Here is a 21588-nt window from a genome sequence, read left to right as displayed (position 1 = left end):
ATGAAGAAACTTGCGGTCATAGTCCCTTGTTATAACGAGGAGTTGGTCATTGCCGAATCATACCGGCGTACACGGGAGGCGTTGCAGAAGCTCTCTGTTCTAACGGAAATCATCTATATCAACGACGGCAGCAGAGACCGGACGCGCCCGATGCTGGACGAGATCGCGGCTTCCGACCCGCAAGTGAAGGTGATCCATTTCTCCCGCAACTTCGGACATCAGCCAGCTGTAACGGCAGGTATCAATAATTGTGATGCCGATCTGGCTGTCATACTGGATGCCGATATGCAGGACCCTCCCGAACTTATCCCTTCCATCCTTGAAATGCAAGAAAAGGAGCAGGCGAACGTGGTTTATTGCGTCCGCAAGTCCCGCGAAGGGGAAGGGCTTTTCAAGAAAGTGACGGCGAAGGCTTTTTACCGTATGCTGAACTATATGAGTGATGTGAATTTCCCGTTGGATACAGGCGATTTCCGTATGATAGACCGGAAGGTAATGGACCAGTTCGACCGTTTTCAGGAGCGAGGGAAATATATTCGCGGACTGATCAGCTGGGTCGGGTTCAAACAGGTTCCTTTCTATTACGAACGGGAGGCACGCATCGCCGGAGAGACGAAATATCCGTTCAGCAAGATGTGGAAGTTTGCCACCACCGCCATGCTTTATTTCTCCAAAAAGCCGTTGCGCCTGGCGACGAGCTTGGGGTTCGTTGCCGTATTGGTCGGCATCATACTGGCCGTCTGGTTTACCTTAGGCAAGATATACGGCTTCAGTAATGCTGAAACAGGCTGGACCTCCATCATGACTTCCGTCATTTTCTTTGGTGGCGTCCAATTGCTGACGGTCGGTGTGTTAGGCCAGTATGTCGGCATCTTGTTTGACGAGATCAAAGCGCGTCCGGAATATATCATCGACGAGAAGAAGAATTTCTGAACGGGCGGATTACCGAACAAATCTGAATCACCAACCTGCGGATGTTTTCTTTGGCAAACTCCGATTCCATCGCTTTCTCCATCGTGACGGGGCCGGGTGTGATCGAGAATATTCCCTGAAAGCCGGCCCGGTTCATCTGGTCCGTATCTTCTATGCTTCCCGCAAGCACGATGACGGGAATATTCTGTTTCCGGGCCTCTTCCAGTATACCGGAGGGCACTTTTCCCATCGCTGTCTGCCGATCGGCCCGTCCTTCACCGGTAAAGATCAGGTCGGCTCCCTTTATTTTCTTGCCGAAGTCCAGCGTGTCCAGCATCAGGCGGATACCCGGCTTCAACTCGGCATTCAGGAACGCCAGGAAACCTCCGCCCATTCCTCCGGCTGCCCCGGCTCCGGGAATATCCGAAATGTCTTTGCCGGTAACCGACCGGATAACCCGTGAAAGCGTCTGCATCCCCTCGTCCAGCTCTTTGACCATCCTGGTATCGGCTCCCTTTTGCGGAGCGAAGACATAAGCTGCTCCATCAGATCCGCAGAAGGGATTACGCACGTCGCAGGCGATCGTGAAGCGGGCCTCCTTTAATGCCGGATGTACGGTAGATGTGTCGATGGAGGCTACCTGCGACATGATCTTGCCGCCTGTCCCCAACCGGTTTCCCCGTTTGTCCAGGAAACGGAACCCTAAGGCTTGCAGCGCTCCTAACCCTGCGTCGTTGGTGGCACTGCCGCCTATGCCCACGATAAAGCGGCGGCAACCTTGTTCGAGTGCGTCGAAAATCAGTTCTCCCGTCCCGTAAGTAGTTGTCAGCATCGGATTCCTTTTCCCTTCGGGGACCAAAGGCAAACCGCTGACGGCCGCCATCTCGATCAGGGCTGTCTGCCCGTCGCCCGAAATGCCGTACCGGCCCTGCATGGGTTCCATCAAAGGACCGTGTGCCGGCAGGGTCCGGTATTTTCCTTTTGTTGCGGAGATGAGTACGTCCAGCATTCCTTCGCCTCCGTCGGCGATCGGAAACAGCAAGGTTTCACAATCGGGAAAGATCGTTTTGATTCCTTCCATTACTGCACTCCCGGCCTCTTTCGAGGTCAGGCAGCCTTTAAAAGAGTCGATGGCTATTACTGCTTTATTCATGTTATCCGTCTTATGGTGATTCAGGTGATTTGTGGGTTCAAATGTATCTAAAGTTTGCGAAAAATAACGGGCTGTCGAAGAGAAAACGGAATGATAAATAGAAATTTGTTGGAAACAATTAGGTTAAAAAGAGTGTTCCTTAAATAGATTTCAACATAAAATGAAACAACTGAGATATGAAAGCTGATATAGGATTGATCGGGCTTGCCGTGATGGGCGAGAACTTGGCGCTCAATATGGAAAGTAAAGGTTTCACGGTGGCTGTATATAACCGGAGCGTACCCGGAGAAGAGGGTGTCGTGGACCGTTTTGTCAGTGGCCGGGGCAAAGGCAGGCATTTTATCGGAACGCATTCGATCGGACAATTGGTCGGTTCGGTAAAAAGTTCCCATGTCATCATGATGATGGTCAAGGCGGGGCGTCCCGTAGACGAGCTGGTCTCGCAATTGCTCCCTTTCCTTTCACCGGGCGATGTGATTATCGACGGAGGCAATTCTGATTTTCACGACACGGAACGGCGTGTGAAGGATTTGGAGGAGAAAGGGATCTATTTTGTCGGAACCGGGATTTCGGGTGGCGAGGAAGGAGCCTTGCACGGTCCGTCCGTGATGCCCGGAGGTTCGGCGGATGCCTGGCCGCTGGTGAAAGGTTTCTTGCAGGGAATTTCCGTCAAGTTGGACGACGGTTCGCCTTGCTGCGAATGGATCGGAACGGGGGGAGCAGGCCATTTTGTGAAAATGGTGCACAATGGTATCGAATATGGCGATATGCAGCTTATTTCCGAAGCTTATTCGCTGTTGAAGAGGCGGAAAGGATTGGACAACGATGCGATGGCCGTTGTTTTTGATGAATGGAACGGTGGGGAATTGGATAGTTTCCTGATCGAGATAACTGCCCGTATCTTGCGTTTCCGTGATGAAGACGGAAAACCGTTGCTCGACAAGATATTGGATGTCGCCGGACAGAAAGGAACCGGTAAATGGAGCGCAATTGCGGCAATGGACGAGAACGATCCGCTGACGTTGATTACGGAAGCTGTCTACGCCCGCCTGCTCTCGGCCTTATATCCCGAGCGAGTAAAGGCGGCAAGACTTTACAATGGACAATTGAAAGTAGATAATGGACAATTGGAAGAGAAAGAAAATTTGTCAATTGTCAATTCTCAATTGTCTATTGAAGACGTCCGCCAGGCACTATACGCAGCCAAGCTGGTTTCCTATGCACAAGGATTCTCTTTGCTTCACCGGGCTTCCGTTCATTATGGGTGGGAGTTGGATTACGGGACGATTGCCCGTATCTGGCGTAAAGGGTGTATCATCCGTTCCGTCTTCTTGCAAAAGGTCACGGATGCATACCGGAAGGAGCCGGACTTGGAAAACTTGCTCTTCGATGACTTTTTCCGTAACAAGATACAGGCTTCTCTTCCCGCTTGGCGCCGGATTGTCGCCGAAGGAGCGTTGAGTGGGATTGCACTGCCTGCCATGAGTTCGGCATTAAGTTACTTCGACGGGCTGTGCACGCTGCATTCGGCTGCTAATATGATTCAGGCGCAACGCGACTATTTCGGAGCTCATACTTACGAACGTGTCGATCGCGAACGTGGTCATTTCTTCCACACCGACTGGACAGGAGAAGGTGGCCGTACGGTTTCGGGAACGTATAACGTCTGAATTACCGACATCGTCTCTTGTAGGGGCAGGGCTCTGCTCTGCCTATCGTTGTCCGATAGGGTGATTTTCATCGGGCGGAGTAGAACCGTGTCCCAACGGGCTTCGGCATCATTAAATTTTAAAAGCAAATGAAAACAGCAAACAATCAATTGTTAGTCATATTCGGAGCTTCCGGCGACCTGACGGGGCGGAAACTTCTGCCTTCGCTCTATGAGCTGCACGTTCGGGGATTATTGCCGGAGCGCTTCTCCATCTTGGGGGCGGCCCGTACGGAATATTCCGATGATGAATATCGCGCTTTCGAAAAGGTGCATATCCGGGAATCCCTGAAGAACAGAGAGGTGGACGAAGCCGAACTGGACAGTTTCCTTCGCCGTGTCTTTTACCTTGCTTTCGATTCGACCCGTTCTGCCGAATACCGCAGACTGAAAGATCGTATCCGTCTGTTACAACAAGAGCTGCAGTTACCGGACAGGATCATTTATTACCTTGCTACACCGCCGGCGATGTATGAACTGATTCCGGCTTGCCTGAAAGAAAACGGGATGAATGTTGCCGGAAGCAAGGATGGCTGGCGTCGCGTGATCGTGGAGAAGCCTTTCGGAACGAGCCTTGAATCGGCCGAACGGCTGAACAAGCATCTTATCCATATCTTCGATGAAAAGGAAATTTACCGTATCGACCATTATTTAGGAAAGGAGACGGTGCAGAACATCTTGGTACTCCGTTTCTCCAACGGTATATTCGAACCGTTGTGGAACCGTAATTATATCGATTCGATCGAGATCAGCGCCTCGGAAACGCTTGGTGTGGAGAATCGTGGCAAATATTATGATGGGGCGGGAGCCTTGCGAGATATGATCCAGAACCACCTGATACAACTGATGGCCTTTACGGCGATGGAGTCGCCTTCGGTGTTCGAACCGGAACCGATCCGCGATGAGATTGTGAAAGTGTTCCGCGCTTTGCGTCCGTATAAGACGCATGATATGGACAACCTGATTGTGCGTGGCCAGTACGAGGGCTATCGGGAAGAGAAGAATGTGGCGCCGGACTCCACCACGGAGACTTACGTCGCCATGAAAATGTTTATCGATAACTGGCGCTGGAGCGATGTCCCGTTCTATATTTTTACCGGAAAGAAGTTGTCGGAAAAGAGTTCGGAGATTGTGGTGAACTTCAAGTCCACTCCTCATCAGTTATTCGCCGGACAGTGTTCGGGTGGCTCCTGTAACAAACTGATTATCCGTATCCAGCCGAATGAGAGCATCACGCTGAAGTTCGGTCTGAAGATGCCGGGAGCCGGTTTCACGGTGAAGCAGGTCGGTATGGATTTCCGCTATGATTCGCTTTCGAAGAACTATCTGCCCGATGCCTATGAGCGTCTGTTGCTCGATGCCATGTTGGGCGATTCGACTTTGTATGCTCGTAGTGATGCTTTGGAGGCAAGTTGGCGATTGATCGACCCGATCCTTCATCATTGGAAAGAAGAGGGCGCAAAAAATCTGTTTTTCTATACTCCCGGTGAGGACGGCCCGCTCGAAAAGGCCAAGTTGGGGATGATACCGAAGGAGTGCTCTTGCCAAAGTTGTCAATGATATAAAATAGATGATTATGATAATAGAAAATTTTAAAGACGATAAAGATGCCCTCCAGGCAATGACCGGTGAACTTGTCCGCTATATGGACCGGAAGGATGACAGTCGGCCTTTCAACCTCGCCTTGTCGGGAGGAGAGACGGCACAAAAAATGTTTGTTCTTTGGAGAGATGAATATAGAGACAAGATCGACTGGGATGCGGTCCGTTTCTTTTGGGTGGATGAACGATGCGTTCCGCCAACCGCCCCGGATAGTAATTATAGATATGCAAACGAGCTTTTGTTCAAGCCGCTGCATATTCCGGCCGACCATGTGCACCGCATTCATGGCGAAGTGGAGCCGGGGACGGAAGCGATGCGCTATTCGCGTGTCGTGAAGGAGTATCTGCCTCGGCACGGGCAATTGCCTTGTTTCGATTGCATCATACTGGGGATCGGAGGCGATGCGCATACCGCATCCATCTTTCCGGATACTTTGCCGTTATTGACAGATAGCCGTAATTATGCTGTTTCCCAACATTCCGGATCTCATCAGTATCGCATTACGATGACTGGCCCGCTGATCCTGAATGATTCGCCATTGCTGGTCCCGGTCTTGGGACCGGGAAAGAAAGAGATGCTCGAAGAACTGAAAAATGGCTATTCGGCAACCAATCCTACACCAGCCGCCTATATTCTTTCCCATGCGGTAGAGGCGTTTGTCTATTCGACTGTTTTCGACGAGAGCTTTTCCAGGAGGTAGACAATGGCATAACCTAAGATCATCAGACCGATAGCCTCCCAAACAAGTTGATTCGGCATGATGTTGGCTTCGACTAACGGTTTTACGACTCCATGACTGTCCGTATAGGTTTCGATCGTTTCTTTCCAAGGCCAGACCTTGTTCAGCGATCCCAGCATAAAGCCGGCCAATACGGAGATCGTAATGTCGTGAAACCGGCGAAGGGCAAACGAAAGGATACGGGAGAAACTGGTGATACCGATTGCTGCACCGCAAATAAACATCAGCATCACGGGGACATTGAATGTTTTTACCGCCTCCATGATATAGAAATACTTGCCTAACAGCACTAAAATGAAACTGCCCGATATACCCGGCAAGATCATGGCGCAGATAGCTATTGCCCCGCAAAGGAAGATAAAGAACAGATTGGAAGGTGTCTCGGCCGGTGTTGCAACCGTTATGTAAAAAGCTATGATAATCCCGATGATGTAACTCAGGATCGTTTTCCAATCCCACTTCTTGATATCTTTGGAAACGAACCAGGTAGAAGCCAGTACCAATCCGAAGAAGAAGGACCAGACCAGGATCGGGTGGTCTGTCAGCAGCCAGGTGATGAGTTTGGCCAACGAAAAGATACTGATCCCGATCCCTGCCACGATGGACAGCAGGAAGTTGGCATTGATCGCTTTCCAGAATGCCGCGATTTTTCCGGTGAAGAGCAGTTTGAGGCTGGCTCCGTTAATACTTTTGATCGAATCGATCAACTCTTCATAGATTCCAACAATGAAGGCGATGGTACCGCCTGATACGCCGGGCACGACATCTGCCGCACCCATGCCCATGCCTTTTAGAACTAATAGGCCGTAGTCTTTTAGATTTCTTTTCATACTTAATTATTGTTATCCTTATTCTTTAGGAATTCTTTTACCAAGTCTTCCGGAGGAATATGCTTGAAGCCGAAATGATCGATTATCCCATCTAAATCGAATCCGACTTTTTTCAGATAGTCGAACAATTCTTCGGGAGAAGTCTTCTTGTAGTGTTCGCAGAAATGTTCTATATCTCCCTTTGCCAGATACGCCATTGCTATGTGAAGGTGTATATAAGGCATGCCAGGAACAGCATTCAAGACTTTATTGAAATATTGCAAAGCCTCGTCGATATTTCCTTTCATAAAAAAATACTGCCCGGTACGGTATAAGTTTTTAAAATCATCCAGCTGCTTATTTTCCATTTCTTCGAAAGCCATGAAAAGGAGGTCGGTCGCTTCCTGTGCCTTATGCTCGTCACCGTTTTCCATATGGGCCAGGACCAGCATGGATAGGATACGGATATTGTAAGGAAATAGCTTGGCCGCTTTCATCAAGGTATCGGAAGCTTCTTCCTTATGTCCTGTTTCGACGCAGCATAGGATATAGCTGATATAAGAACCTGAACTCACTTCATGCAGGTTTTTCTGCTTTAGTAGCTCTTTCAGCAAAACATAAGCTTTTTCATAGTCCTCCAGCTTGACATAACATTCGGCAAGCAGGGGCATAAGACGTGGTGTATAGGTCTCATCGGCCTTCTTGACATCATTATACACTTCGAGCGCCTTCTCGTAATTTCCGTTCATGTACAGGCAATGCCCCTTCAGTATCTTCAACTCTTCGTTCGAGTCGTCGCATGTGAGAGCAAAATCGAATGCTTCGATCGCTTTCTCATAGTCTTCGCTGATGGAGTAGAGGCGGCCCAATGTGAACCAGTAGTCGTTGGAGTAGGGGTTCTTGTCGATCAGTTCGTTACAGACCTCGATCGCCTTTTTAATATCGCCTTCCATTTCCAGGTTGTAGCAAAGCTCGTCTTTCAAGATCAGGTTGTCAGGGAAAAGCATAAGGCCGCGGTTGATGAAATCGTGTGCCTCTTTAGTCATTTCCACATCTCCCAGGATCGGTGCGATATATTCGAATATCGTTTCCAGATATTCGCATTTGTCGGCGATAAGCTTTTCTATATGTTCGATTACTTTGTCGTACGAATCCTGCATGACGTAACATTCGAGACGTAACATGTCGAGATCCTGATTGTCGGTTTCGGCTATTGATTCGATCAGAACGAGTGCACTGTCATAGTCTTCGTTGTAGACATACGACTTGCATTGTTTGACCTGTAAATCGGGATTACCGGGATGAAGCCGCAGCCCTAAAGCCAGGACTTCATCATAGTAAGTATAGTCGTCAGATTCTTCAAAGCTGTCCAACAGCTCATCAATCTCATCTGCATCAAAATAGGCATCCTTGCCTTCTTGATGGCCGGACAGATAACGTTGTAACAGGCGTGAAATATCTTTTTTCTTCATACTGTATAATAATTAATCAATGAGCCAATGTACTAATGAAATAATGTGTCAATGGGCCAATATAAATGTTTTTCTTCATTGGCATATTGGCACATTATCCTTTGGCTCATTATTTATCTTTCACCTTGCTCCAGGTATCTTTCAGGGATACTGTGCGGTTGAAGACTAATTTGTCGGCTGTTGAATCTTTATCAACATTGAAATAGCCGATACGTTGGAACTGCAGGTAGTCGAGCGGTTTGGCGCTTGCTAGGAACTTTTCGACATAGCAATTTGTCAGCACTTTCAGGGAGTCCGGATTGATGATCTCTTTCATCGCTTCCAAAGGCGAGCAGTTTTTCGCTTCACGGATAGCCGCCATTTCGTCGCGTGGGTTCTCTACTTTCCACAGGCGGTCGTACAGACGGACTTCTGCCGGCAGGCAGTGTGCACAGCTCAACCAGTGGAGCGTACCTTTGACTTTCCGGTTACTGTCCGGCATACCGCTCTTGGTGTTCGGGTCGTATTCGCAGTAGATTTCCGTGATCTCGCCGTTCTCGTCTTTCTTGCAGCCTGTGCATTTTACGATATAGGCGTTTTTCAGGCGAACTTCCTGTCCGGGAGTCATACGGAAGAACTTTTTCGGAGCATCTTCCATAAAGTCTTCCCGTTCGATCCATAGTTCGCGGCTGAATTCGATCGTATGGCTGCCTGCCGACGGATCTTCGGGATTGTTGATCGCTTCCATCTCTTCCACCTGTCCTTCCGGATAGTTGGTGATGATGAGTTTAACCGGGTTCAGCACTGCCGATACACGGGTTGCGCGGGTGTTGAGGTCTTCGCGGACTGCACTTTCCAACAACGCAAATTCGTTCAGCGCATCATAAGTGGTATAGCCGATTTTGTCGATGAATTTGTGGATCGCTTCCGGTGAATAACCGCGACGGCGGAAACCGCAGATTGTCGGCATACGGGGATCGTCCCAGTCGTGTACCAGGCCTTCTTTTACGAGGATCAGCAGGTTGCGTTTGCTCATCAGCGTGTAGCTCAGGTTCAGCTTGTTGAACTCTGTCTGACGCGGACGGTTATCGTCGAGGTCCTTGCCTTCTTTCAACCAGTCGATGAACAGGTCGTACAACGGACGGTGCACAACAAACTCCAGCGTGCACAACGAGTGGGTGACACCTTCGAAGAAATCGCTCTGTCCGTGTGCAAAATCGTACATCGGGTATGCTTTCCACTTGTCGCCGGTACGATGGTGCGGAGTCTTGACGATTCGGTAGATGATCGGGTCGCGGAAGTGCATGTTCGGGTTTGCCATGTCGATCTTGGCACGCAACACCATCGATCCTTCTTCCAGTTCGCCGCTGTTCATTTTGTGGAACAGTTCCAGGTTTTCTTCGATCGGGCGGTCACGATAGGGGCTGTTTGTGCCCGGTTGTGTCGGCGTCCCTTTCTGGGAAGCGATCTGTTCGGAAGTCTGTTCGTCGATATATGCTTTTCCTTCCTTGATCAACCGGATGGCGAAATCCCAAAGTTGCTGGAAGTAGTCGGATGCGTAGTAAATATTATCCCAGTGGTAACCCAGCCATTCGATGTCTTCTTTGATGGCGTCCACATATTCCAGATCTTCTTTCACCGGATTGGTGTCATCGAAGCGCAGGTTGCAGACACCTCCGTATTTTTTGGCAATGCCGAAATCCAAGCAGATGGCTTTTGCATGTCCGATATGCAGGTATCCATTGGGTTCGGGCGGGAAACGGGTCTGTATACGGCCTTTGTTCTTGCCTTCAGCCAAATCTTTTTCCACCATTGCTTCAATGAAGTTCAAGCTCTTTTTGCTTTCTTCCGGTTCGTTTGTTTTGATATCGCTCATCTTTGTAGTTAAATTTGTCTATTCGCAGTTTGCAAAGATAGTGAAATAAAGGCCGGAATGCAACTGTTTTCAGTCTTTTCTTTTGTTCTGTTTTTTTCAGGAGGAAAGAGTTCCCACACGTATTTCTCTTTTTGAACGGAGTGAGAGAGATTTCCTTTGCTTTTCTTTTTTTTCCTTTTCTTTTCTTTGTGTACTTTTTTCCGGAAAAAAAGGGATTAAATCGGAAAAAAACGGGATTAAATCAGATTTAATTTTTTGACTTATTGTCATTTTGATGATTTAAAGGAGCTTGGTTTTGCCTGTATGACTGTCTGAATACACTTGCATGGAGTTGGAATTGCACTTGCATGGGTTTTTCGATGCACTTGCATGGTTTTTAGGTCGTGTTTGCTTGAAATTCATGTCGTATGCAGAAGTGTGAATATCGGATGCGAGCAAGATAAAACATCAATGCAGGAGGTGAAGCAGTACTCCTGCATCTGGTGTCTTTTGGGTTGGGGTTATTGTATTAAATTAGGCTTATCAGAAGCGCAACGTTTAAGAAGGTCACAAGTGCCCCTAAAGTGACTAAAATGATCGTTGTGGATCGTGAATTCACAAATTTGCCCATTACTTTCTTGTTGGATGTCAGATAAACTTGTGTGAAAACGGTGATCGGCAACTGCACGCTCAGCAACATTTGCGAGTAAATTAGGCCTTTGAACGGGTCTCCAACGACAAAAATAATGAGTAAAGCAGGGATAAAAGACAGCAAAACTCCTAATTTGGAATGCAGGTCTTTGTGATTGTATGCTTCACCGTAAAACCCGGCAAAGATGGATGCTCCGGCTATTCCGGAGGTGATTGTAGAGGAAATGCCTGCCAGTAGAAGCGCACCGGCAAATATGGCTCCGGCATTGTTTCCGACCAACGGGGCTAACAACTGTTGTGCCTGGTCCAGTTCGTCAACCGCAATATTCTGCTTGAAAAAGGTTGCTGCAGCCAGTATGATCATGGCCGAGTTGATCGCCCAACCGATAATCATGGATAACAGCGTATCGTAGAATTCATATTTCAGTTGTTTTTTGATCACCGACTCGTCTTCGAGGTTCCATTCGCGGCTCTGTATGACTTCCGAATGGAGAAACAGGTTGTGGGGCATGACGACGGCTCCCAGTACGCTCATGATGATCAGCATGGAGTTTTCAGGGAAAGTCGGTTTGATCCATCCTTCGATGGCAGCTCCCCATTGTGCGTCAACCAGTGCCAGTTCATACAAAAACGACAGTCCGATGATCGAAACGAACGTGATGATCCAACGCTCTATCTTGCTGTATGTATTCGTGAGCAACATTACGAGGCAGACGATCGTCACAATGACAGCCCCTATTTTGATCGGCATCCCGAACAGCATCCTAAGGGCGATGGCGCCTCCCAGCACTTCGGCAAGCGAGGTCGAAATGCTGGCCATCATGGCAGAGAGCAGGATGGGGCGGCTCAGCATGCGCGGCATATATTTGTTGGTCGCTTCCGAGAGGCAAAGCCCCGTGACGATCCCTAAGTGAGCGACATTGTGCTGGATGATAATCAGCATGATAGAGGAAAAAGTGACAACCCAGAGCAGGGCATAACCGAATTCGGAACCGGCTGCCAGATTGGTCGCCCAGTTTCCCGGATCGATAAAGCCTACAGTCACAAGTAATCCCGGCCCGATATATTTCAGCAAGTCCAGAGCGCCGGCACTCGGACGGTGGTTGATTTTTAGTTTGTCTAAAATGTTCATACTAATGGTTTATGTCATTTTCCGTCCAAAGATATAAAATATTTGGTGGAGGAAATGTTCTTGGCAATTGATAATTTTTATCGACAGATATGTTTTGTTTCAATAACTGCCGGTTCATCAGGGGAATGTCAGTATGAATGTCGTCCGTTTGGCTGCCGGTGCGCTCTTCAAGGCGATGCTGCCTCCCGAAAGGCGCATGATCTGGCGGGAGATGGAAAGTCCGATGCCGCTGCCGCCTTCTTTGGTGGTGAAGAACGGGACGAAAATATGTTCGGCTTCTTCCGGCGGAATTGCGGGTCCGTTGTTGCTGACTTCGATCAGGACAGCTTCTTCTTCGTTGCAATAGGCTTTTACTTCGATCAGGCCGTCAGCCTGTTCGCTGCCGATTGCTTGCATGGCGTTTTTCAGCAGATTCAGGACAACCTGAGAGATCAGGTTCTCGTCCGCATAAACGATCAGGTCGGAAGGCTCTACGTTGACATTGATTGTGATATTGGGGTAGTTAGTATGGTGGCGAGCCAGCTTCACCATGCGTTCCACAAATTTTTGGACATAAAAGAGGGTCGGTTCGGGCGTCGGGATATGTGTGAATTTACGGTATGACTCCACGAAAGAGATCAGGCTTTTCCCTGTTGCGCTGATCACTTCCAGCCCGTTGCGAATCTCGTCGTCCGCATTTTGGTGCAAAGAGAGAAGGGTGTCGCTGAGAGAAGTGATAGGAGTGACCGAATTCATGATTTCATGGGTCAGCACACGTGTCAGGCGAATCCACGAATCGATTTCCTTGTCGTCCAGCTCGCTGTTGATATCGTTGATCGCCAGGATGCGTACATGCTTGTCCTGCAGTGTCATTTCCGAAACGCGGATCGAAAGGTGCACGTTGCCGCGTTCGTTGGTGAAAGATATCTGGTGCTTGTCGCCCGGTTGGATGTTTTGTATGGTGTTTTTCAGGTTCTCGTCTATACGGGCCAGTTGGCGGACGTTGGTAAAGACGGTCAGCCCGAGCAACCTCAAAGCCTCGTTGTTTGTCTGGAAAATCACGCCGTTGTCATCGAGCACAATGATACCTGTATTGACGCAATTCATGATCAGCTCGTAATATTTCTCTTTTTGAACGGCATCCGCTTTGGCCTGGAAGAGTATCTGCGTGATGCGGTTAAGTGATTCGCTGACCAGTTTGTCGTTCGACGAGCGTCCGCGTGTCGCGTACCGGAAAGCATAGTCGCTGTTGTCTATCGCATCGAACATGAAAGCCACCTTCTGGGCGTTTTGTTTGTCGGACAACAAGATCAACCGAAGGAAGAAAACCCACACGGCCAAGGCCGGGACAAACCATATCCATTCCTTTTGGAGTGCAAAATAAGTATCGGCTATTGTCAGAAGAATGAAAACAGCAATACGGAAATGAAAATTATGGTAGAGTCCTTTCATCAGCATTATAATTCGTATCGTTTGATCTTATTGTACAAAGTCTGGCGGGAAATCCCCAACTGGTTTGCAACGAGCGACAAATTGCCGTTGTACTTATCCATCGCATTTTTAATCATGTTATATTCCATCTCTTCCAGTGTAGTCGCTTCTTTGTTCACGGACTCCTTTTTTGCGCGTGGAAAATCAAAATCGTTGCCGTCCAACACACTTCCTTCGGCGATGATGACAGCCTTTTCGATCGTGTGTTCGAGCTCCCGGATATTTCCGAACCAAGGTTGTGCTTTCAGTTTTTCTTTGGCATCCGGGCTGAGGCGCATGGCCGGTTTCCCATAGAGCTTGGCATATTTGGAAAGGAATATTTCGGTAAGGGGAACAATGTCTTCCGGCCGTTCCCTAAGGGGCGGTATCTCCACATGGATCGTATTGATGCGATAGAGCAGGTCCTCGCGGAATTCCCCTTTTTGCACCATCTCTTCCAGGTCGCGGTTGGTTGCACAGATCAGGCGGATGTTGACCGGGATAGGCGTATTGCTGCTCCCCACACGGACAATGCTGCGACGTTGCAGGGCGGTCAACAGCTTGGCTTGCAGGTGGTAGGAGAGGTTTCCTATCTCGTCGAGGAACAGCGTGCCATTGTTGGCGACCTCAAATTTTCCCGGACGGTCTGCCCGTGCGTCGGTGAAAGCGCCTTTGACATGCCCGAACAGTTCGCTTTCGAAAAGTGTTTCCGTGATGGCTCCCATATCGACCGGGACCAAAGCTTCCTTTTTCCGGTTGGATAGCATGTGGATTTCGCGGGCGAGCATCTCCTTGCCGGTCCCGTTTTCACCGGTGACCAATATGTTGGCATCCGTCCGGGCGACTTTCTCGATCAGGGAGCGAAGTTGTTGCATGGCGTTGCTTTCTCCCCAGAACATCCCGCTTTCTTTGGAAACGACGAGTTTGCCCGTGTCGATCGCAATGCCTTTGCGGTTTGCCGTCCGGATATTATAGGCCGTTTTCAGAGTCTCCAGCAGCTTGGCGTTATCCCAAGGTTTGACCACGAAATCCGTTGCCCCCTCCTTGATTCCCCGTACGGCAAGGTCGATATCCGCGTAGGCAGTAAAAAGGACGACCTGTATCGAGGCATCTTCCTTTTTTATTTCCGAAAGCCAGAACAAACCTTCGTTGCCGGTGTTGATACCGGCACTGAAATTCATATCCAGCAGAACCACATCTATATTTTCGTCATGTAGTGTGGCCTTTATTTTATTGGGAGTAGAGATCGTGATCACCTTCTCGAAACAAGTGCCTAACAGCATCTGTACAGCGGTAAGGATTCCTTTGTTATCGTCTACTACCAGTATGGTGCCTTGTTTTGTCATCTGTTTTTCTTATATGTCTGCTGCAAAGATAATTTGTTCTGTTGGAGTAACTGATAATTTAAAAGAAATTTTGTTGTTCTGATGATAATCGTATCTTTGTTATTCATTAATTAAAACGTATAGGCTATGGAAAAATACGATAGGCACTCTATTCGCATAAAAGGTTGTGATTATAGTAGTAATGGTTTGTATTTCTTGACGATATGTGTACAAGACAGACGGCAATTATTGGGGAATATAAAGGAAGATATCATGGAAATAAATGATACAGGAGAAATTGTTCGACAAGAATGGCTAAGCATAGAACAACGTTTCCCTGTAGTTTTACATGAATACACAATTATGCCTAACCATTTTCATGCCATTATCGAACTTGTAGGGGCAGGGCTCTGCTCTGCCCCTACGTTGGGAGATATTGTTTGCGCATTTAAATCTTTATCGACAAAGCGATATAACAGATACAACAATAATAAATATGGATGTCATTTGTGGCAACGAAATTATTATGAACATATAATCCGGAATTTTAATGATTACGACAGGATTGCTTGTTATATCCGCCATAATCCGGGAAGATGGAAAGAGGATATGTTCTACGAAATATGAGTTTTCATTGTCCAATTCTTTTACAGCAGTGTCTAATTTTTTGACACTCGATAAAATTGCTTGTTTTGATAATTTGCTGTGATATAGTGTCTTGCATGTTTTGGCACGTTCTTTGCATTTTATCAGGTAGAAAATAACATAGCAATGAAAAAGATCATATTTACAACAGTTCTTTCATTTACCCTGGTTGCCTCGATGATGGCCCAGGATAAAATATGGAGTTTGGACGAGTGCATGCGGTATGCGGTGGAGAACAGTCCGAAGGTCAAGCAGCAGCTTTATACCAATAACACATATAAAGCCGAGCAACAGTCTGCCATAGCTTCCTTTTTGCCTTCTATCAGCACGCAGGTGGACGCGCAGTACAGGTTCGGGCGTTCTGTAGACCCTGGAACGAATACCTATGTGAACACTTCCACCTTTAATAACGGTTATGGCGCGTACGCATCGTTGCCGCTTTTCAGAGGCGGGCAGTTGATCAACCAGTGGCGTTTGGCAAATATGAACCGCCACATGGGAAGAAATGATTTGCAGAAGCAAAAAGATGATTTGGCAATCAGTATTATGGACGCGTTTATTACGGTTGTCTATTATCAGGGACTGGTGAAGATGTGTTCCGAGAAGTTGGAAGACAGCCAGCGTCTTTTATACAAGACACGCCGGCAGGAGGAATTGGGCTTGAAGGGAAAGGCGGATGTCGCCCAGATCGAATCGCAGGTGGCCGGTGACGATTATAACCTGACACATCAGCAGAATCTTTATAATACGGCGATGATGACCTTGAAGAACGCGATGAATTACCCGTCTGATTTGGCTCTCGATATCGATACGGTTGTGCCTCCCGTGCAGGACATATTGGCCGAAGAATCGGTCAGTGCCATTCAGGATTACGCTATGGCAAACAACCCGACCGCCTTGCAGGCCGCTTTTCAAGTGAAAACCAGTAAAATGAATTACCTGATAACGAAAGGCCAATTACTACCCACTCTTTCGCTCCAAGCCGGCATCAGCACCAGTTACTTCGAAAACTTGAAATCGGAGAATGCTCCTGCCTCTTTTAAAAACCAGTTTAAGAATAATCGCGGAGAATATATCTATTTTAGTTTTAGTTTCCCTTTGTTTGACGGCCTGTCGCGGATTACCAATGTGCGCCGTGCCCGTAACAATGTCCGGATCGCTTATGAAAAGCAAACCGAAACGCTTCGACAGTTGCAGAAAGATGTAGAGCAAGCCATTCTCGACCGGGAAGGCTATGCAAAAGAAACGATCCAGATGGAGAAGAAAGTAGAGGCCGACGCCTTGGCCTACCAGGTCACCCTTCGCAAATTCGAGGAAGGGCTGATGAGCCCGCTCGACGTGCAGACGAATGCGACGACTTTGTTGAACTCCAAGGCCGATCTCTTACAGAGGCGTTTGCTGTACACAATGAAATGCCGGCAGGTTGATTATTACAAAGGACAACCGTTGGTTGCTGAAAATTGATAGTTGAAAATTGAAAGTTTAAGAAATAAAAAAACATATAATCATGGATATACAGTTAGAAAAAAAGAAAGGTCTTCAGAAGAAGCATATTCCTTACGTGGCAGGTGGCGCTTTTTTCTTGGTTTTGGTAGGATGGATTATTTTCGGTGACCACGCTTCGACATTGAAAGTTGATGCCCGTGGTGTCAATATCGGAAATGTGACGAAAGAGTTGTTTAACGATTTCGTCCGTGTGAACGGTCAGGTACAGCCCATTACGGTTGTACAGCTCAGCCCGGAAGAAGGCGGTATCGTACAGGAGAAAGTTGTGGAAGAAGGGGCGCAGGTGAAGAAAGGGGATGTGATCATCCGGCTTTCCAATTCAAACCTCGACCTGCAGATATTGGATGCCGAAGCCCAGTTGGCTGAAAAGCAAAACTTCCTTCGTAACACCCAGGTGACGATGGAGCAGGACAAATTGAACAATCAGTTGGAAAAGGCGCAGTTGGATGTCGATATGACGCGCTATCGCCGTGCTTATAAACAACAGAAGAAATTGTACGAAGAAAGTTTGATTGCCAAGGAAGAATTCCTGAAAGCAAAGGAAGACTATGAATTGGCGACTAAGAAATATGATCTGGTAGTCGAACGTTTGCGCCAGGATTCGATCTCCCGCACGATCCAGATGGACGAAATGGAAACCAGCTTGTCCAATATGCGTAAAAACATCGCTCTGGTGCATGAACGCAAGGAACATTTGAATGTACGCTCGCAGATCGACGGTGAATTGGGGCTGCTGGATGTCGTGTTGGGGCAGAACGTCTCGGCCGGACAGAAGATCGGACAGATAAACGACCTGTCGGACTATAAGATCGAGGCCCTGATAGACGAACATTATATCGACCGTGTGAAAAAAGGGTTGTCCGCAACGTTCGAACGCCAGGGCTCGGATTTTGAATTGAGCGTACGCAAAGTCTATCCGGAAGTGCGCGACGGCAAGTTCCGTACGGATTTCGTCTTCACCGGCGAACGCCCGGACAATATCCGCAGCGGACAGACCTATTATATCAATCTGGAACTCGGACAACCGACGGAAAGCATCATCATCCCGCGCGGAACCTTCTTCCAGAGTACAGGCGGCAGCTGGATTTTCGTTCTTGACAAAGACGGCAAGAAAGCATATCGCCGCAAAATCAAGATCGGCCGTCAGAACCCGCAATACTACGAAGTCATCGACGGCCTGGAAGCCGGTGAAAAAGTAATCGTTTCCAGCTATGAAAGCTACAAGGATAATGAGGTGTTGATACTTGAATAGCGGAAGTCTTCCATGATTTCTTTTATGACTTCGGCTGCGGTTTGCGTTTCGCGGAAGAGGGATGCGACTTGTCCGATTTCCAGTTCTCCTTCTTGGAGATCACCTTCGAAAATGCCTTTCTTGGCGCGTCCTTTTCCTAACAGTTCTTTCATTTCCTCGACAGACGCGCCACGGGCTTCGGCCTCTTCGACGGCTGTGGCGAAACCTCCTTTAACCAGACGGGTGGGAGAGAGTTTCTTCAGCAAAAGCTTCGTGTCGCCTTCGTTCAGGCTGAGGCACAGTTGCTTGAAATTCTCGTGTGCGGAACTTTCTTTTGTCAGGGCGAAACGCGTGCCTATCTGGACTCCTTCGGCTCCGAGGACGAAAGTCGCCAGCATGGCGCTGCCCGTTCCGATACCACCGGCAGCCATCAATGGGAGAGACGTGGCGCGGCGTACGGCGGGTATCAGGCAAAGAGTCGTGGTCTCTTCACGTCCGTTATGCCCGCCGGCTTCAAAACCTTCGGCAACGATGGCATCGACGCCGGCCTGCTCGCATTTGACGGCAAACTTGGAACTGCTGACGACGTGCGCGACTTTCATCCCGTGTCCTTTCAGAAAACTCGTCCACGTTTTGGGATTGCCGGCTGAAGTGAAAACAATCTTCACGCCTTCTTCCACCAGTATGTTCATCAAGGTTTCGAGTTCGGGATACATCAATGGGACGTTCACGCCGAAAGGTTTGCCGGTGGCCGCCTGGCATTTGCGGATATGTTCGCGTAAAACCTCAGGGTGCATGGAGCCTGCACCGATCAGCCCCAGGCCGCCTGCGTTGCTGACCGCCGAGGCCAGCCGCCAACCGCTGCACCAGACCATTCCGCCTTGTATGATCGGATATTGGATACCGAAAAGTTGACAAATTCTATTCATGTTCATTTTTTTATTTGGTTCATACAGATTGCAATATTAATGAAAATATGCCGCTTTCCCTCATCGGTTATCGTTCTATTCATGACTTATCACATGTTTTAAGTAAAAGCTATTACAATCTAATACACAAATCGATAAACAATTTTTGGTTTAATTACATACCTTTGCAACCAGAACAAATTAATAATTACAGACATGAACAAAACACTTATGGCTGCCGGGCTGGCAGTCGTTTTAGGAGCATGTAACTCATCAAAGAAGAGCGATGGAGCTGATGCTTCCGCCATGAATCCGTTCTTTACCGAGTACACGACACCGTTCGGAGTCCCTCCTTTTGAACAAATCAAAGTAGAACATTACAAGCCGGCTTTCCTGAAAGGCATGGAGGAACAAACGGCAGAAATTGAGGCGATCGTAAACAATCCCGATGAAGCCACTTTTGAGAATACGATTGCCGCGCTGGACCGTAGCGGCGAACTGCTCATGAAGGTCGCCTATGCTTTCGGCGGTCAGGCGAGCGTCAACACGAATGATGAGATCCAGGCTCTTGAACAGGAACTTTCGCCGTTGCTCTCCAAACATAGCGACGATATCAGCTTGAATCCGCAGCTTTTTGCCCGTGTAAAATCCGTATATGAGAATCAGGCAAAGCTGAACCTGGACAAGGAACAGAAGAAACTGCTCGAAGAAACCTACAAAGGGTTTGTCAGAGGCGGTGCCAACCTGGAGGCCGGCAAACAGGCGGAACTTCGTAAACTGAACGAACAGATTTCCATGCTGGAACTGACTTTCGGACAGAACACGTTGAAAGAGACAAATGCTTTCCAGCTCGTGGTCGATAAGAAAGAAGACCTGTCCGGCCTGCCCGAAACGCTGATTGCCGCCGCTGCTGCTACGGCTAAAGAGGCCGGAATGGACGGGAAGTGGATTTTCACGTTGCATAACCCCAGTGTGATGCCTTTCCTGCAATATGCCGACAATCGTGCCTTGCGTGAGAAAATATATAATGCCTATGTCTGCCGCGGCAATAACAACAATGCAAACGACAACAAGGACGTGATCAAGAAGCTGGTTGCCGCCCGTTTGGAAAAAGCCAAATTGTTAGGCTATGAAGACTTTGCCGCATACGTGTTGGAAGAAAACATGGCGAAGAACGAAAAGAACGTCTACGATTTGTTGAACAAGATATGGACTCCCGCTCTTGTAAAAGCGAAGGAAGAGCTGGCGGATATCAACGCCGAGATCAAGAAAGAAGGCGGTAACTTCGAAGCTGAAGCGTGGGACTGGCGTTATTATTTCGAAAAAGCCAAGAAAGCGAAGTTTGACCTGGACGAAAACGAAGTCCGCCCGTATTTGGAGCTCAACAATGTCAGGGAAGGTGCTTTCTATGTGGCGAACAAACTCTACGGCATCACTTTTGCGCCGTTGCATAACATGCCGCTGCCCGATCCGGATGCCCAGGTTTTCGAATGTAAGGACAAAGACGGCACATCCTTGGGTCTGCTCTATATGGACTTCTTTACCCGTCCGGGAAAGAGCGGCGGTGCTTGGTGCGGAGGTTATCGCGACCAGACGTATAAGGACGGCAAGCGCGTTGCTCCGATAGTGACGACTGTGTTCAACTTCAGCAAACCGGCAGACGGACAGCCTGCCTTGTTGAGCGCCGACGAGGCTGAAACCGTTTTCCACGAATTCGGACATGCCTTGAACGGGCTTTTTGCCGATGTCCATTATAATGGTGTGTCGGGCGTTCCCCGCGATTTCGTCGAGCTTCCTTCGCAGGTGATGGAGCATTGGGTGTTCGAACCGGAAGTCTTGAAGGTCTATGCCAAACATCATGAAACAGGCGAAGTGATCCCGCAGGCGATCGTCGATAAAATAGTGAAGAGCGGCAAGTACGGACAAGGCTTTGCAACAACCGAATATGTGGCTTCTTCTTTGTTGGACATGGACTATCATGTTTTGAAAGAGGTCCCGGCAGATTTGGATGTCGAAAAGTTCGAATCGGATGCCATGTACGGGCGAGGCTTGTTGAAACAGATCGCTCCTCGTTATTGGGGCACATATTTCGGGCATACGATGGAAGGCGGTTATACGGCCGGCTACTACAGCTACATTTGGGCGGAAGTGCTGGATTGCGATGCTTTTGAGGCGTTCAAAGAGACGGGTGACATCTTCAATCCCGAAGTGGCCGCCAAGTTCCGTACATACGTTTTGTCGCCGGGAGGCATTGACGAAGGCATGGTCATGTACAAAAACTTCCGTGGCAAGGAACCGAGTATCGACCCGCTATTGCAGAACCGTGGCTTAAAATAGGAATAAGGCTCTTTCTGAGGAAAAACGGCGGTAGGCCGAACTGTTCTGTTTCCGTGCTCCACGCGGGAATAAGGACGGTTTGGCATACCGCCGTTTTTTACAATATCCCCCCTTTAAAGGATAAATAGTCATAAGTTTTTGATATTCAGAGAATATGAAGAAATGGATGTTTGTT

The 21588-nt window shown here is 48.4% G+C and carries 16 protein-coding genes; 8 read left to right on the top strand and 8 right to left on the bottom strand.

Going from position 1 to position 21588, the window contains the following annotated elements; genetic code table 11:
• Entirely contained in the window at positions 1-933 is a 933-nt protein-coding gene (locus BQ9893_RS04140; protein ID WP_075965400.1) for a glycosyltransferase family 2 protein, read from the top strand.
• Here the strand turns inward: BQ9893_RS04140 and BQ9893_RS04135 are convergent.
• A complete protein-coding gene (locus tag BQ9893_RS04135) occupies positions 908-2065 on the bottom strand; it encodes a glycerate kinase family protein (protein WP_075964863.1) in 1158 nt (385 codons plus the stop codon). The two genes, BQ9893_RS04140 and BQ9893_RS04135, sit on opposite strands and share 26 nt — an antisense overlap.
• 176 nt (positions 2066-2241) lie before the next feature.
• Here BQ9893_RS04135 and gnd point away from each other — a divergent pair, with 176 nt between their 5' ends.
• The 3 genes from gnd (at position 2242) to pgl (ending at position 6075) form a co-directional block, all read left to right on the top strand.
• Entirely contained in the window at positions 2242-3735 is a 1494-nt protein-coding gene (gene gnd, locus BQ9893_RS04130) for a decarboxylating NADP(+)-dependent phosphogluconate dehydrogenase (RefSeq protein WP_075964862.1), read from the top strand.
• Between the two features lie 128 nt (positions 3736-3863).
• Positions 3864-5333 (top strand): glucose-6-phosphate dehydrogenase, encoded by a 1470-nt coding sequence (gene zwf, locus BQ9893_RS04125; RefSeq protein WP_075964861.1) that lies wholly within the window; start codon positions 3864-3866, stop codon positions 5331-5333.
• Positions 5334-5349: 16 nt separating this feature from the next.
• Positions 5350-6075, top strand: a complete 726-nt coding sequence (pgl, locus tag BQ9893_RS04120; protein WP_075964860.1) for a 6-phosphogluconolactonase — start codon at positions 5350-5352, stop codon at positions 6073-6075.
• Here the strand turns inward: pgl and BQ9893_RS04115 are convergent.
• The 6 genes from BQ9893_RS04115 to BQ9893_RS04090 all read right to left on the bottom strand — a co-directional run bounded on the left by BQ9893_RS04115 (position 6036) and on the right by BQ9893_RS04090 (position 14807).
• Entirely contained in the window at positions 6036-6944 is a 909-nt protein-coding gene (locus tag BQ9893_RS04115; RefSeq protein WP_075964859.1) for a DUF368 domain-containing protein, read from the bottom strand. The two genes, pgl and BQ9893_RS04115, sit on opposite strands and share 40 nt — an antisense overlap.
• Before the next feature lie 2 nt (positions 6945-6946).
• Positions 6947-8395 carry a tetratricopeptide repeat protein gene (locus BQ9893_RS04110; RefSeq protein WP_075964858.1) on the bottom strand — a complete coding sequence of 483 codons (1449 nt, stop codon included), beginning with the start codon at positions 8393-8395 and terminating at the stop codon, positions 6947-6949.
• 109 nt (positions 8396-8504) lie between these two features.
• The gene (locus tag BQ9893_RS04105; protein ID WP_075964857.1) at positions 8505-10250 is read right to left on the bottom strand and encodes a glutamine--tRNA ligase/YqeY domain fusion protein; all 1746 of its coding nucleotides are present in this window, start codon (positions 10248-10250) and stop codon (positions 8505-8507) included.
• Positions 10251-10758: 508 nt separating this feature from the next.
• Positions 10759-12012 carry an Nramp family divalent metal transporter gene (locus BQ9893_RS04100; RefSeq protein ID WP_075964856.1) on the bottom strand — a complete coding sequence of 418 codons (1254 nt, stop codon included), beginning with the start codon at positions 12010-12012 and terminating at the stop codon, positions 10759-10761.
• A gap of 117 nt (positions 12013-12129) precedes the next feature.
• Positions 12130-13449, bottom strand: a complete 1320-nt coding sequence (locus tag BQ9893_RS04095; protein ID WP_075964855.1) for a sensor histidine kinase — start codon at positions 13447-13449, stop codon at positions 12130-12132.
• The gene (locus BQ9893_RS04090) at positions 13449-14807 is read right to left on the bottom strand and encodes a sigma-54-dependent transcriptional regulator (protein ID WP_075964854.1); all 1359 of its coding nucleotides are present in this window, start codon (positions 14805-14807) and stop codon (positions 13449-13451) included. The genes BQ9893_RS04095 and BQ9893_RS04090 overlap by 1 nt, the downstream gene beginning before the upstream one ends.
• 126 nt (positions 14808-14933) lie before the next feature.
• On the opposite strand from BQ9893_RS04090, the gene BQ9893_RS04085 reads away from it, so the two are divergent.
• From BQ9893_RS04085 to BQ9893_RS04075, 3 genes are all read left to right on the top strand, one after another.
• Positions 14934-15413, top strand: coding sequence for a transposase (locus tag BQ9893_RS04085; protein ID WP_075964853.1), 480 nt, complete (start codon positions 14934-14936; stop codon positions 15411-15413).
• A 144-nt stretch (positions 15414-15557) separates the two neighbouring features.
• On the top strand, positions 15558-16895 hold the full coding sequence (locus BQ9893_RS04080) for a TolC family protein (protein ID WP_075964852.1): 1338 nt from the start codon (positions 15558-15560) through the stop codon (positions 16893-16895).
• A 43-nt stretch (positions 16896-16938) separates the two neighbouring features.
• A complete protein-coding gene (locus tag BQ9893_RS04075) occupies positions 16939-18189 on the top strand; it encodes an efflux RND transporter periplasmic adaptor subunit (protein ID WP_075964851.1) in 1251 nt (416 codons plus the stop codon).
• Here the strand turns inward: BQ9893_RS04075 and BQ9893_RS04070 are convergent.
• The gene (locus tag BQ9893_RS04070; RefSeq protein WP_075965399.1) at positions 18156-19097 is read right to left on the bottom strand and encodes an NAD(P)H-dependent flavin oxidoreductase; all 942 of its coding nucleotides are present in this window, start codon (positions 19095-19097) and stop codon (positions 18156-18158) included. The two genes, BQ9893_RS04075 and BQ9893_RS04070, sit on opposite strands and share 34 nt — an antisense overlap.
• 195 nt (positions 19098-19292) lie before the next feature.
• On the opposite strand from BQ9893_RS04070, the gene BQ9893_RS04065 reads away from it, so the two are divergent.
• On the top strand, positions 19293-21413 hold the full coding sequence (locus tag BQ9893_RS04065; protein WP_075964850.1) for a M3 family metallopeptidase: 2121 nt from the start codon (positions 19293-19295) through the stop codon (positions 21411-21413).
• Positions 21414-21588 lie beyond the last annotated feature (175 nt).

This window comes from Parabacteroides massiliensis (assembly GCF_900155425.1).
Classification (GTDB): Bacteria; Bacteroidota; Bacteroidia; order Bacteroidales; family Tannerellaceae; genus Parabacteroides; species Parabacteroides massiliensis.
The sequence above is the reverse complement of the archived record's forward strand: the minus strand, read 5'-3'. Positions and strand labels throughout refer to the sequence as shown.